The organism is Leifsonia sp. C5G2, assembly GCF_013359685.1.
Taxonomy (GTDB): domain Bacteria; phylum Actinomycetota; class Actinomycetes; order Actinomycetales; family Microbacteriaceae; genus Leifsonia.
Genome location: NZ_JABFMV010000004.1, coordinates 128,581 through 141,656, shown reverse-complemented (window position 1 = coordinate 141,656; position 13,076 = coordinate 128,581). Strand labels below are relative to the sequence as shown.

Genomic DNA, 13,076 nt, shown 5'->3' with positions numbered 1-13,076 from the left:
TGCTCTACCGGCGCTCTGCGCTGTAGCCCGCCTCGTCGACAGCCGCGAGCACGGCGGCGTCGTCGACTGGACCCTCGGCAGACACCGCGAGCACACCGTCGGTCGCGGAGGCCGTCACCTCGCGCACGCCCGCGACGCGGGTCACCTCCTCGGTCACCGCCCGCTCGCAGTGCTCGCACGTCATCCCGGTCACCTGGTACTCGATCGTCTGCATGTCCACCAATATACCCCTACCCCGTATCGGTGCAAGCGGTGCACCCACCCGGTAGGCTGGCCCCGTGCTTCTCTCCGATCGCGATATCAAGGCCGAGCTGGATGCCGGGCGGATCGCCCTGGAGCCGTACCAGCCCGAGATGGTCCAGCCGTCCAGCATCGACGTGCGCCTCGACCGCTTCTTCCGCCTGTTCGACAACCACAAGTACCCCTTCATCGACCCGGCGGTCGACCAGCCCGAGCTGACCCGCTTCGTCGAAGTGGACGCCGACCAGCCGTTCATCCTGCACCCCGGAGAGTTCGTCCTCGGCTCCACGTTCGAGCTCGTCAGCCTCCCCGACGACGTCGCGGCGCGTCTCGAGGGCAAGAGCTCGCTCGGCCGCCTCGGCCTGCTCACACACTCCACCGCCGGCTTCATCGACCCGGGCTTCTCCGGGCACGTCACGCTCGAGCTGAGCAACGTCGCCACGCTGCCGATCAAGCTCTGGCCCGGCATGAAGATCGGCCAGATGTGCTTCTTCCGCCTCTCCTCCGCGGCCGAGCGGCCGTACGGATCGGCGGAGTACTCGTCGCGGTACCAGGGCCAGCGCGGGCCGACGGCGTCCCGTTCGTACCTCAACTTCCACCGCACCGACGTCTCCACCACCGAGGCGGGGCGACCGTCCTGACCTGAAGCCGGCCGAAAGGGGCACCATGAGCGAGACCACCGACGCGGCGTTCGCACGGGCCCTGATCAGTCCGGGTCCCATGCCGGAGAACCCGCAGCGCATGCAGCTGTTCGGCCGTCTGGTCGGCAGCTGGCGGGCCGACGTCCGCCTGTTCGACGAGGCCACCGGGGTGTGGAGCGAGTCGGTGAACGAGTGGCTCTTCGCCTACACGCTCGGCGGCCGCGCGGTGCAGGACGTGCTCGTCATCCGCGACGAGAGCGACCCGGAGGGCATCCGCGGCCGCGGCTCGACCATGCGGGTGTACGACACCGCGCTCGGCGCGTGGCGGGTGAGCTGGTTCGGCGCGGCGACCGGCGACTTCTGCACCCTGGTCGCGACACCGCACCGGCGCGACGGCATCCGGCAGGACGGCACCCAGACCGACGGGCGCCCGATCCGCTGGAACTTCTCCAGCATCACCGACGAGTCCTTCGAGTGGGACGGCTGGGTCTCCGACGACGAGGGCCGCACCTGGTGGCTCGAGCAGCACATCGACGCGGTCAGGACGGCGTGAGGGGTCCGCGGTGTTCGACGACTTCGACGAGCCCCGGCTCGACCGCAGCGTCTGGCTCCCGCACTACCTGCCGGCGTGGAGTTCGCTCGCCGCGACGCGGGCGAGCCACCTCATCCACGACTCGCACCTCGAGCTGAGCATCCCGCCCGAGCAGGGGCTGTGGTGCGCGGGTGAGCACGAGCCGCCGCTGCGGGTCTCCGGGCTGCAGACCGGCAACTTCTCGGGGCCGGTCGGGTCGACGGTCGGGCAGCAGCCGTACCGCGACGGGCTGCGGGTGCGCGAGGAGCAGGAGGAGTTCCGCGGCTGCCTGGTCGAGCGGGGCACGGTCGGGATGCGCGCCTCGCTCTACCTCGACCGGCGGTCGATGGCGTCGCTGTGGCTGGTCGGCTTCGAGGACCGGCCGGAGCGGAGCGGGGAGGTGTGTGTGATGGAGGTCTTCGGGCGCGACACCGGCGAGGACGATGCCCTCGTCGGCATGGGGTTCCACGCGTTCCGCGATCCGCGGCTGGCCGAGGACTTCGAGCGCGTCCCGTTGCAGATCGACGTGCGCGAGCCGCACGCGTACGAGGTCCATCTGGACGGGGATCAGGCGGCGTTCCGGGTGGACGGCCGGGTGGTGCGCATCCTGGACGCTCCGCCGCAGTACCCGCTTCAGCTCATGCTGGCGGTGTTCGATTTCCCCGGCGCTCCGGATGCGGCCGGAGCCGGGCACGCGTTCGTGCCGACACTCTCGGTCGACCGCGTCTGGGCCACCTGATGAGGGTGCTCAGGGATTCGGCCCCCGGCATACGAGGACCTGAGTTATCCACAGTTCATTGCACAGGTGGAAAATAGTGAGCCGTACTCACAGCTGACCCGAAGGTTCGACGCTCCGGTCGGCGTAGAGGGCGGGCAGCTGGAGGGTCAGCCAGGGGCTGAACGCCCACGGCGTCGCGTCGATGGCCGTCAGCAGCGAGCGGGGGTCCGCCCACGTCCACTCGGCCACCTCGGCAGGCGACGGGTCGAGCTCGCCGACGATCGTCGCCGTGTAGACCGGGCACACCTCGTACTCGACGATGCCGGCCGCGTCGACCGCGCGGTAACGGAAGTCGGGCAGCACCGGCGTGAGATTGTCGACCCGTGCGCCGAGCTCGTCGGAGGCGCGGCGCCGGACCGCATCCTCGAACCCCTCGCCCGGGCCGGGGTGGCCGCAGAACGAGTTCGTCCAGACGCCCGGCCAGGTGGCCTTGCCGAGCGCCCGGCGGGTGACCAGGATGCGGCCCTCGCCGTCGAAGAGGTGGCACGAGAAGGCCAGGTGCAGGGGCGTCTCCGTCGTGTGCACCGTCGCCTTGTCGGCTGTGCCGATGGGCGTTCCGTCCTCGGCGAGCAGCACGACCTCTTCGCGCGGTGGCGTCATGCGTCCATACTAGGCGCGCCCGCCTGGCCGTCCTCCGGGAGGTCGCTCCCGGCCGGACACCAGCCGAGGTTGCGAGCCATGGCCTCCAGGGTCGCCATCGTGGTGGCGTAGTCGGCCTCCGGGATGTCGTTCACCAGCTCCGCGCGCACCGTCTCGACCCGCTCGAACGCGGCGTCGTGGGCGGCCCGGCCCTCGTCGGTCAGGGTGGCGCGGTCGCCGTCGAACCAGACCCAGCCGCGCTCGACGAAGTCGGCGAGGACGCGCTGGATGCGGTGCCCGCGCCGGCCCTCGCTGTGGTGCGGGCGGCCGTGCGCGCCGGGTCCCGGCTGCCAGCCGCGGCCGTACCCGTGCGACCAGGGCGCACCGGGGTGGCCGGGAGCCCAGGGGGCGCCCATCCACGGGGAGTGCGCGGCGGGACCGCGCAGGGCGCCGAGGGCGAAGCCGCGGTCGAAGCCGCGCTCGTAGCCGCGCTCGAAGGCGTGCTCGTGTCCGCGGTGGTGCTCGTCGGGCCGGTGGTGCTCGTCGGGGCGGTGGTGCTCGTGCTCGCCGCGCTCGGCGAAGTCGGGGCGGTGGTGCTCGTGCTCGCCGTGCTCGGCGAAGTCGCGCTCGTCGCGCGGCTCCTGCGAGCGCCACCCCGGGTGGCGTCGGTAGCCGGCGGCCCGTCCGCGGCCGCCGCCGAAGTCGCCGAAGGGGGCGCGTCCGGGCCGGCGGTCGCCGTGCGGGAGCCGCTCGGCCAGCTCGTCGGCGGTCGCGGGACCGTCGGCGAGGGTGTGCAGGATGCGCCAGCCTCCGCGGCGCAGTCCGAGGTCGGCGAGCGTGTCGCGCATGCGCTGGTGCAGCCGGCCCTCGATCACGCCGAACCAGTAACCGGGCGGCGTCTGAGTGGAGTCGTCGATGGATGTCATCGGGAACTCTCCTTTCGATTGCATGTAGTGTTACAAGTGAATGTATAGTTACATGCATGAGCGGTGAAGGTCAAGACGAGTCCCGTCCGCCGGCAGCGGACACGGTGGCGATGATCGAGCACGCGTTGCTCGCCGTCCGGCGCGACCAGTCCCGGCGGAGGCCGCCCTGGGCCGACGGCATGGGCCACCAGCACGGGCACGGCCGGCGGGGCGGCCACTGGGGCGCAGGTCCCTACGGCGCGGGCCCCTTCGGCCCCGGCGGGGAAGGCCACGGCCAGGGCTCCCACGACTCGGGAGCTCACGCGCCGTTCGGCCCCGGCGGGGCGCCGTTCGGGGACTCCGCCCGCCCGGGCCCCGGCCGTCGCACGCGCGACGGCTCGCTCGGCCGGATCGCCCGCGTGCGCATGCTCGAGGCGCTCGAAGCGGCCGACGCCGAGGGCAGCAGCCTGTCGGTCAGCGGCGTCGCCGCCGCGATCGGCGTCGACCAGCCGCGCGCCAGCCGGCTCGTGCAGGAGGGGGTGGAGCGTGGGCTGGTGCGCCGGGTGCCGGACCCGTCGGATGCGCGCCGCGCGCTCATCCAGCTCACCGCGTCCGGCCGCGAGCAGCTGACCGAGCTGCGGACGCACCGCCGCTCGGCCGTCGAGACCGCCCTTGCGGGCTTCACGCCCGAGGAGGCACGGACCTTCGCCGAGCTCTTCGACCGCTTCGTCCGCGCGTGGCCCCGCCCCGACTGACCCCGTTCGTCAACAATCGCCGCCATTCGTCACGAACAGCGCCCATCCGTCACGAATCCCGCCAACCCCCACCGCGCGATTCGTGACGAATCGCCGCTGTTCGTCACGAACAGCGCCCATTCGTGACGAGTCGCGGCGGGTCAGGAGGCTCGGGGCGGCGCCTTCACGGGGAGGAGCAGCGCGAGCCCCACGGCCAGCACGAGCACGATCGCGAGGATGCCCCAGAACTGGGCGCCCCCGACCGCGACGAACACCGCGAACAGCACGGGCGCGAGGAACGACACCGCGCGTCCGGTGGTCGCGTACAGCCCGAAGACTTCGCCCTCGCGCCCGCTCGGCGTCACGCGGGCGAGGAACGTCCGGCTCGCCGACTGCGCCGGCCCGACGAACAGGCACAGCACCAGTCCGCCGACCCAGAACGCGGCCGCGCCCAGGTCGTGGGTGAAGAACACCGCGAGGCCGGCGACGATCAGCCCGACCAGCGACGTCACGATCACCGCCTTCGGCCCGAACCGGTCGTCCAGGCGGCCGGAGAGCAGCGTGCTCACCCCCGCGACGACGTTCGCCGCGATCGCGAAGATGATCACCTGGCCGCTGGTGAAGCCGAACGTTCCCTGCGCCAGGATGCCGCCGAACGTGAACACGCCCACCAGGCCGTCGCGGAACAGCGCCGAGGCGATGAGGAAGAGCACGGTGTTCCTGCTCTCCTTCCACAGCCTCCCGATGTCGCGCACGAGCACGGAGTAGGAGCGGAAGAAGCCGACCCGGGGGGTGCGCGCGTTCGGCGGGATCTCCGGCACGACGAACAGCACCGGGAGCGAGAAGATCAGCGTCCAGGCCGCCGCGATGAGCGCGATGATCCGGATGTTGAGCCCGGCCTCCGTCGGCACGTGCAGCAGCCCGCCGTCGCCGGCGACCATCCCGAAGTACACGATGAGCAGCAGCACGATGCCGCCGAGGTACCCGGCGCCCCAGCCGAATCCGCTCACCCGGCCCACCGTCTTCGGCGTGGACACCTGCACCAGCATGGCGTTGTAGTTGACCGTCGCGATCTCGTAGAAGACCGTGCCGATCGCGACGAGCGCCACCCCGAACAGGAAGTACGACGGCTCGCCCACGACGAAGAACATCAGGGCCGTGACCACGACCACCACGCCCGTGTTGATCCCGAGCCACAGCTTCCGCCGTCCTGAGCCGTCCGTGCGCTGCCCGAGCACGGGGGCGATCAGGGCGACGACCGCCCCGGCGATGCCGACGCCCCACGCCAGCCCGCTCGACAGCACCGCGACGGCGGCGTCGTAGGCGGCGTGCGCCGGTCCCGACCCGCCCGCCTCGGCATCCCGCGCCGCGACGACGGCCGGGTCGACGAACAGGCTGCTGGTCAGGTACACCGTGAACACGAACGTCGTGATGACCGCGTTGAACGCCGCGCCGCCCCAGTCCCACGCCGCCCACGACACCACCCAGCGGCGCGGGATGCGGCGGTCGGTCGCGCTGTCGGCGAAGAGCGGGCTCGCGGTGGTCACGAGGGCATCGTCGCCCGCGCCCCGCGGAACATCGGTGGTCATGCGCCCACCGTAGCGCCGCCCGGGGAACGCGCGGTGAACGACGCGACCGCGGTCAGTGCGAGGCGGGGAGGCTGTAGACGGTGCCGCGGTCGTCGCCTCGGACCTGGCGGTGCAGGTTCTCCATCGTGACGTCCAACTGGTTCGCCGTGCCCGCCGCGTCGGTCAGGTCGCGCAGCAGCCCCTCCGGCACCTCGCCGTCGTACTTGTAGTAGATCTTGTGCTCCAGGCTCGCCCAGAAGTCCATCGCGACCGTCCGCAGCTGGATCTCGACCGGCACCATCACCGGGCCCTCGCTGAGGAAGACGGGCACCTCGACGATCACGTGGAGGCTCTTGTACCCGTTCGGCTTGGGGTGCGCGATGTAGTCCTTCACTCGCAGCACCCGCACGTCCGCCTGCGCCGTCAGCAGGTCGAACACGCGGTAGACGTCCGACTGGAAGCTGCACACGATCCGGATGCCCGCGATGTCGGTGATGGCCTCGCGGATGGCGTCGAAGCTGGGCTCGCAGTTCTTGCGGATGACCTTCTGCTCGATGCTCTCCGGCGACTTGAGCCGCGAGGAGATGTGCTCGATCGGGTTGTAGTCGTGCAGCTCGGCGAACTCCTCGCGCAGGATGCCGACCTTGGTGGAGATCTCGTCGATGCCGAACTTGTACGGCATGATGAACCGCGCGAAATCGTCCCGGAACGCCTGCACTTCACTCAACGTGGCGGGGTCGATGCTCTGCAACGCCTCGATCGCGCGGGTCGAGAGGAGCGGGGCTGCGGCGGGGTCCGGGTCCATGCGATCGACGCTAGCGAGGACGCTTGTGCGGTGGGTGTGAATCGGTTGGCGGGGGTCCGATCGGCCGGAATACTTCGAACCTCCTGAAAGTTGAGTCAGGTGTACTCAAGTTTGAGGATCGACATCTTGACAGCATCCGACCGCGGGTGACAGTCTTGAGTCGTCGAGGCTCAAGTCTTGACCCCGGACTTTCACGGCCACGAGCCAGCAACAAAGGAGAGAAGCACACATGTCACGTGCAGTAGGTATCGACCTCGGAACGACCAACTCCGTCGTCTCGGTGCTCGAGGGCGGCGAGCCCACGGTCATCGCGAACGCGGAGGGTTTCCGCACCACCCCGTCGGTGGTCGCCTTCACCAAGGACGGCGAGGTCCTCGTCGGCGAGACCGCGAAGCGCCAGGCGGTCACCAACGTCGACCGCACCATCGCGTCGGTCAAGCGCCACATGGGCACGAACTGGACCAAGGAGATCGACGGCAAGAAGTACACGCCGCAGGAGATCTCCGCGCGCATCCTGCAGAAACTGAAGCGGGATGCGGAGCAGTACCTCGGCGACACCGTCACCGACGCGGTCATCACCGTGCCGGCGTACTTCAACGACGCCGAGCGCCAGGCCACCAAGGAGGCCGGCGAGATCGCGGGCCTCAACGTCCTGCGCATCATCAACGAGCCGACCGCGGCCGCGCTCGCGTACGGCCTCGACAAGGGCAAGGAGGACGAGCTGATCCTCGTCTTCGACCTCGGTGGCGGCACGTTCGACGTCTCCCTGCTCGAGGTGGGCAAGGACGACGACTTCTCGACCATCCAGGTCCGCTCGACGGCCGGTGACAACCGCCTCGGCGGCGACGACTGGGACCAGCGCATCGTCGACTGGCTGATCAAGAAGTTCAAGGAGACCACGGGCGTCGACGTCAGCAACGACAAGATCGCCCTGCAGCGCCTGAAGGAGGCGGCGGAGCAGGCCAAGAAGGAGCTGTCGTCGAGCATGTCGACCAGCATCCAGCTGCCCTATCTCTCGCTGACCGAGAACGGCCCGGCCAACCTCGACGAGACGCTCACCCGCGCCCAGTTCGAGCAGATGACCAGCGACCTCCTCGACCGCACCAAGAAGCCGTTCCAGGACGTCATCCGCGAGGCCGGCATCAAGGTGTCCGACATCGCGCACGTCGTGCTGGTCGGTGGTTCGACCCGCATGCCGGCCGTCTCCGAGCTCGTGAAGCAGGAGACCGGCAAGGAGCCCAACAAGGGCGTCAACCCGGACGAGGTCGTCGCCGTCGGCGCCGCCCTGCAGGCCGGTGTCCTGAAGGGCGAGCGCAAGGACGTCCTCCTCATCGACGTCACCCCGCTGTCCCTCGGCATCGAGACCAAGGGCGGGATCATGACCAAGCTCATCGAGCGCAACACGGCCATCCCGACCAAGCGCAGCGAGACCTTCACCACGGCCGACGACAACCAGCCGTCCGTCGCGATCCAGGTCTTCCAGGGCGAGCGCGAGTTCACCCGCGACAACAAGCCGCTCGGCACCTTCGAGCTGACCGGCATCGCGCCGGCCCCCCGCGGCATCCCGCAGATCGAGGTCACCTTCGACATCGACGCCAACGGTATCGTGCACGTGTCCGCCAAGGACAAGGGCACCGGCAAGGAGCAGTCGATGACGATCACCGGCGGGTCCAGCCTGCCGAAGGAGGACATCGACCGCATGGTGCGCGAGGCCGAGGAGCACGCGGCGGAGGACAAGAAGCGCCGCGAGTCCGCCGAGACCCGCAACCAGGCCGAGCAGCTCGTCTACTCGATCGAGAAGCTGATCAAGGACAACGAGGACAAGCTCCCGGAGGACGTCAAGAACGAGGTCCAGGGCGACGTCGACGGTCTGAAGACGGCTCTCGCCGGCGAGGACGACGAGGCCGTGAAGACCGCGTACGAGAAGCTGAGCGCGAGCCAGCAGAAGCTCGGCGAGGCGATCTACTCGTCCTCTCAGCCCTCCGAGGCGCCGGCCGGCGACGCGGGTGAGGCGCCGCAGGGCGAGTCGTCCTCCGACGACGAGGACGTCATCGACGCCGAGGTCGTCGACGACGAGGAGAAGAAGTAAGCATGTCGGACCAGAACGGCGGCTCGCAGGAGCCGGAACACGAGGAGCCGATCATCCGCGACAAGCGGAAGATCGACCCCGAGACCGGGAAGGTCCGGCAGCCCGAGGGTGAGCCGGCCGACGGCGGCGAGCACGACCTCTCCCACGAGGAGCTCGTCGACGTCGGCCCGGCCGAGGGCGAAGGCACGGAGGAGGAGGGCGGCGTCCTGAGCGACGACGACCTCGACATCCTCTCCGGTCAGACCACGGCCGAGCAGGTCGCGGCGGAACGTCTCGCCGACCTCCAGCGGGTGACCGCGGAGTACGCGAACTACCGCAAGCGCACCGAGGCCAACCGCGAGATCGAGCGCGAACGAGCGGTCGGCGACGCGGTGAAGGGCCTCATCCCGGTGCTCGACGACCTCGAGCGCGCGGAGAAGCACGGCGATCTGGGCGAGGGCACCGCGTTCTCGGCCATCGCCGGCAAGCTGCGCGCGGCGGTCGAGCGCCTCGGCCTCACCCCGTACGGCGAGAAGGGCGAGCCCTTCGACCCGCAGATCCACGAGGCGATCTTCCAGCAGCCCACCCCCGGCGTGACGGCGGACACCGTCGCCGAGGTGGTCGAGACCGGCTACCGGCTGGGCTCCACCACCGTCCGGGTGGCGAAGGTCGTCGTCGCGGTGCCGGCCTGATCCGGCAGCAGCGCACGGCGGAGCGGCGGGGACGCGATCCCCGCCGCTCCGGTCGCCGTGCCTGCACGACTCATGCAGACTTCATCCACGACCCACAACGACTGAGAGGAGGCGCCCGTGGCTAGCCAGGACTGGTTCGACAAGGACTTCTACAAGGTGCTTGGCGTCTCCAAGGACGTCAGCGAGGCGGACCTCAAGAAGACGTACCGCAAGCTGGCGCGCAAGTACCACCCCGACTCGAACCCCGGCGACGCTGCCGCGGAGTCGAAGTTCAAGGAGATCAGCGAGGCCTACTCGGTGCTCAGCGACCCGGAGGAGCGCAAGGAGTACGACCAGATCCGTGCCATGGGCTCCGGCGCCCGGTTCACGGCGCCCGGCGGCGGCGCGGGAGCCGGCGGCTTCGACGATGTCTTCGGCGGGATGTTCGGCCAGGGCGGCAACCAGAGGTACACGTTCCAGCAGGGCGGCGAGTTCGACGACGTCTTCGGCGGACTGTTCGGCAACGGCCGCTTCGGCTCGTCCTCCGGCGGGTTCCGCGGCTACGGCGGTCCCACCCGCGGCCGCGACGTGACCGCGCACACCACCATCGACTTCGTGACCGCCACCAAGGGCGAGACGATCACGCTGCAGGCCGCCGACGGCAAGCCGATCAAGGTCAAGATCCCTGCGGGCGTAGCCGACGGCCAGAAGATCAAGCTGCGCGGCAAGGGCCAGCCGAGCCCCGATGGCGGCGAAGCCGGCGACATCGTGCTCACCGTCACCGTGCGCAAGCACCCGGTGTTCGAGCGTGAAGGACTCAACCTCCGCGTGAACGTGCCGGTCACCTTCGCTGAGGCCGCGCTCGGCGCGACGATCGAGGTCCCGACGCTCCGCGGGGACCCGGTGAAGCTGCGCGTCGCGCCCGGAACCCCGAGCGGCCGCGTGCTGCGCGTCAAGGGTCGCGGCGTGGAGACGAGCAAGGGAACGGGCGACCTCCTGGCCGTCGTCCAGGTGGCCGTCCCGTCGCACCTCTCGGCCGAGGCCAAGGAGAAGCTGGAGGAGTTCGCCGCGGCGCTCCCCGCCGAGAACCCGCGCGACGACCTCCTGGCGAAGGCCCGGAGCTGACCATGGACGAGCACAGCCCGGTCTTCGTGATCTCGATCGCGGCGGAGCTGGCGGGGATGCACCCGCAGACGCTCCGGCAGTACGACCGGCTCGGACTCGTCAGCCCCAGCCGCACCGCCGGCAAGTCGCGCCGGTATTCGATGCGCGACATCGAGAAGCTGCAGGAGATCTCCCGCCTCGGCTCGGAGGGCGTCAGCCTGGAGGGAATCCGCCGCATCCTGGAGCTCGAGGACCAGGTGAACGAGCTGCACGGGCGTGTGCGCGAGCTGGAGAGCGCCCTCGCCGACGAGCTCCTGAACCGCCCGGGCCGCCGCGTCTTCGCCGCCGGCTCGGCCGGCGAGGTCACCCCGCTGCCGACCGGCACCCGCACCCGCCGCAGCACCCAGCTCGTCGTCTGGCGCCCCCTCGGCCGCTGAGCCTGTCGCCGACTGGTGACAACGTGTCACTACTCGGCGCCGATTCCAGCGATTACTCACCACTCGAGCGGGTGGCGGGGCGGCTACAGGGACGAGACGCCCTGGCCGACGTACAGGGTGTTCTCGATGTTGTGCGCCTCCTCGGCCGCGATATCGTGGTCGATGCCCGCGCGCACCTCGCGCATGAGCTTGTGCAGCTCGACATGCTTCTCCGGCAGCCGGGCGTGGCCCGTGCTCGCCCACAGGTTCGAGACCGGGAGGGTGTCGCCCGCCTCGACGGCCAGCGTCCACTCCTCCGTCGTCGCGACCGCGGCGAACTCCGACTGCATGGTGACGAGCACCGAGCGGTGGAGGGCGTCCGCCGAGATCGCGCCGGCCTCGTTGACGAGGTCGAGCGTCCCGGTCGCGTCCGACAGGAACTCCACCGTGAATCCGAGCTCCGCCGCATCCCGCGCCGTGCCCGCGCAGCAGTGCTGCGTCATGTAGCCCGCGATCGTCACCGTGTCGACGCCCTGCGACCGCAGCCACGACTCCAGCCCGGTGCCGGGGAACGCGGAGACGCTGGCCTTCGTCACCAGGCTGGCCGGTGTCCTGTCCGCAATCGACTCGTGCAGCGCGGCCCCGGCCGACCCGCGCGCGAACAGCGGGGAGCCCTCGTCCTCGAGGTGCTGAACCACGACCACGGGGACGCCATGCTCGTCCGCCGCATCCCACGCGACCTCGATGTTCGGGATGGACGTCATCAGGTCCGGGAAACAGATCTTGAGGTTGCCCGTGACGTACTCGTTCTGCAGGTCGATCACGATCAGCGCGCGCTTCATGCGAGCACTCTAGCGAGCCGCGCGGCGGTAGGCTCTCTCTCGGCCGCATCCCGCCCACAAGGCGCGGCGGCCGCGCGACGAAGCACACCGACTCCCACGAGGAAGCGACGATGAGAGCCCTGTTCAAGAGCGAGGCCGCACCCGGTCTCCAACTGGTCGACGTCCCGGAGCCCGAGATGGGCCCGGCGGATGTCCGGATCCGCGTCCTGCGCACCGGCATCTGCGGAACCGACCTGCACATCCAGCGCTGGGACGACTGGGCGGCCTCCGCCGTGAAGGCGCCGCTCATCCCCGGCCACGAGTTCTTCGGCGAGGTCGTCGAGGTCGGTCCGCTCGTGCACGACGTCGAGGTCGGCGACCTGGTCTCCGGCGAGGGCCACATCGTCTGCGGGACCTGCCGCAACTGCCGCGCCGGCCGCCGCCAGATGTGCATCCGCACGCAGGGCGTCGGCGTGCAGCGCGACGGCGCCTTCGCGGAGCAGCTGGTGCTCCCGGCCACGAACGTCTGGGTGCACCACAGCGCCATCGAGCCCGAGGTGGGCGCGCTGTTCGACCCGCTCGGCAATGCCGTCCACACGGCGCTCGCCTTCCCGGTCGTCGGCGAGGACGTGCTGGTCACCGGATGCGGCCCGATCGGCCTCATGGCGATCGCGGTCGCCCGCCACGTCGGCGCGCGCTTCATCGTCGGCACCGACGTCAGTGCGCAGCGGCTCGAGCTCGCGAGGGGGATGGGCGCCGACTTCACCGTCGACGTCTCGAAGCACGACATCCGGGAGGCGCAGAAGGCGCTCGGGATGCGGGAGGGCTTCGACGTCGGGTTCGAGATGAGCGGGGCGCCGACTGCGCTGCCGTCGATGATCGAGAACATGAACCACGGCGGCCGCATCGCCATGCTCGGGCTGCCATCCGAGAAGATCGCGGTCGACTGGGGCATCGTCGTCACGCACATGCTGACGCTGAAGGGCATCTACGGCCGCGAGATGTTCGAGACCTGGAACGCCATGGGCGCGATGCTGCAGACCTCGGCCGAGCTGCACGACGCCATCGCGTCGATCGTCTCCGACCGCTTCCCGGCAGGTGACTGGGAGAAGGGCTTCGCCGCTGCGGCCGCGGCGGGTGGCGGCAAGGTCATCCTCGACTGGACGGAGGTCTAG

At 70.3% G+C, this 13,076-nt stretch carries 15 protein-coding genes; 9 read left to right on the top strand and 6 right to left on the bottom strand.

The features are described from left to right. Positions 1-4: 4 nt before the first annotated feature. Positions 5-214, bottom strand: coding sequence for a heavy-metal-associated domain-containing protein (locus HNO83_RS07230; RefSeq protein ID WP_175337019.1), 210 nt, complete (start codon positions 212-214; stop codon positions 5-7). 64 nt (positions 215-278) lie between these two features. On the opposite strand from HNO83_RS07230, the gene dcd reads away from it, so the two are divergent. Genes dcd through HNO83_RS07215 form a run of 3 tightly spaced genes read left to right on the top strand, consistent with a single transcriptional unit; the run spans position 279 to position 2,191 of the window. After that, a complete protein-coding gene (gene dcd, locus HNO83_RS07225; RefSeq protein WP_175336849.1) occupies positions 279-881 on the top strand; it encodes a dCTP deaminase in 603 nt (200 codons plus the stop codon). A gap of 25 nt (positions 882-906) precedes the next feature. Further along, a complete protein-coding gene (locus HNO83_RS07220; RefSeq protein ID WP_175336848.1) occupies positions 907-1,434 on the top strand; it encodes a hypothetical protein in 528 nt (175 codons plus the stop codon). 10 nt (positions 1,435-1,444) lie between these two features. After that, complete coding sequence (locus HNO83_RS07215; protein ID WP_175336847.1) at positions 1,445-2,191, top strand: glycoside hydrolase family 16 protein; 747 nt, start codon at positions 1,445-1,447, stop codon at positions 2,189-2,191. An 87-nt stretch (positions 2,192-2,278) separates the two neighbouring features. Here the strand turns inward: HNO83_RS07215 and idi are convergent, their stop codons facing one another. Both idi and HNO83_RS07205 read right to left on the bottom strand, forming a co-directional pair. Further along, complete coding sequence (idi, locus tag HNO83_RS07210; protein ID WP_175336846.1) at positions 2,279-2,830, bottom strand: isopentenyl-diphosphate Delta-isomerase; 552 nt, start codon at positions 2,828-2,830, stop codon at positions 2,279-2,281. Further along, positions 2,827-3,735: a winged helix DNA-binding protein gene (locus tag HNO83_RS07205; RefSeq protein WP_175336845.1), complete on the bottom strand. Its 909-nt coding sequence runs from the start codon at positions 3,733-3,735 to the stop codon at positions 2,827-2,829. Before HNO83_RS07205 ends, idi begins: the two co-directional genes overlap by 4 nt. A 56-nt stretch (positions 3,736-3,791) precedes the next feature. Here HNO83_RS07205 and HNO83_RS07200 point away from each other — a divergent pair, with 56 nt between their 5' ends. Continuing rightward, positions 3,792-4,469, top strand: coding sequence for a MarR family winged helix-turn-helix transcriptional regulator (locus tag HNO83_RS07200; protein WP_249776561.1), 678 nt, complete (start codon positions 3,792-3,794; stop codon positions 4,467-4,469). Positions 4,470-4,609: 140 nt separating this feature from the next. Here HNO83_RS07200 and HNO83_RS07195 read toward each other — a convergent pair whose 3' ends face one another. Beyond that, positions 4,610-6,037, bottom strand: a complete 1,428-nt coding sequence (locus HNO83_RS07195) for an MFS transporter (RefSeq protein WP_175336844.1) — start codon at positions 6,035-6,037, stop codon at positions 4,610-4,612. Positions 6,038-6,089: 52 nt separating this feature from the next. Next, the gene (locus tag HNO83_RS07190; protein ID WP_175336843.1) at positions 6,090-6,821 is read right to left on the bottom strand and encodes a GTP pyrophosphokinase; all 732 of its coding nucleotides are present in this window, start codon (positions 6,819-6,821) and stop codon (positions 6,090-6,092) included. 229 nt (positions 6,822-7,050) lie between these two features. Between HNO83_RS07190 and dnaK the strand changes: the two genes are divergently transcribed. The 4 genes from dnaK (at position 7,051) to HNO83_RS07170 (ending at position 11,101) form a co-directional block, all read left to right on the top strand. Continuing rightward, a complete protein-coding gene (dnaK, locus tag HNO83_RS07185) occupies positions 7,051-8,910 on the top strand; it encodes a molecular chaperone DnaK (protein WP_175336842.1) in 1,860 nt (619 codons plus the stop codon). Between the two features lie 2 nt (positions 8,911-8,912). Then, the gene (locus HNO83_RS07180; protein WP_175336841.1) at positions 8,913-9,581 is read left to right on the top strand and encodes a nucleotide exchange factor GrpE; all 669 of its coding nucleotides are present in this window, start codon (positions 8,913-8,915) and stop codon (positions 9,579-9,581) included. A gap of 117 nt (positions 9,582-9,698) precedes the next feature. Continuing rightward, the gene (locus HNO83_RS07175) at positions 9,699-10,685 is read left to right on the top strand and encodes a DnaJ C-terminal domain-containing protein (protein ID WP_175336840.1); all 987 of its coding nucleotides are present in this window, start codon (positions 9,699-9,701) and stop codon (positions 10,683-10,685) included. A 2-nt stretch (positions 10,686-10,687) separates the two neighbouring features. Next, positions 10,688-11,101, top strand: a complete 414-nt coding sequence (locus HNO83_RS07170; protein ID WP_175336839.1) for a heat shock protein transcriptional repressor HspR — start codon at positions 10,688-10,690, stop codon at positions 11,099-11,101. Positions 11,102-11,184: 83 nt separating this feature from the next. Here HNO83_RS07170 and HNO83_RS07165 read toward each other — a convergent pair whose 3' ends face one another. Further along, a complete protein-coding gene (locus tag HNO83_RS07165; protein ID WP_175336838.1) occupies positions 11,185-11,922 on the bottom strand; it encodes a cysteine hydrolase family protein in 738 nt (245 codons plus the stop codon). 110 nt (positions 11,923-12,032) lie between these two features. Between HNO83_RS07165 and tdh the strand changes: the two genes are divergently transcribed. After that, entirely contained in the window at positions 12,033-13,076 is a 1,044-nt protein-coding gene (tdh, locus tag HNO83_RS07160; RefSeq protein ID WP_175336837.1) for an L-threonine 3-dehydrogenase, read from the top strand.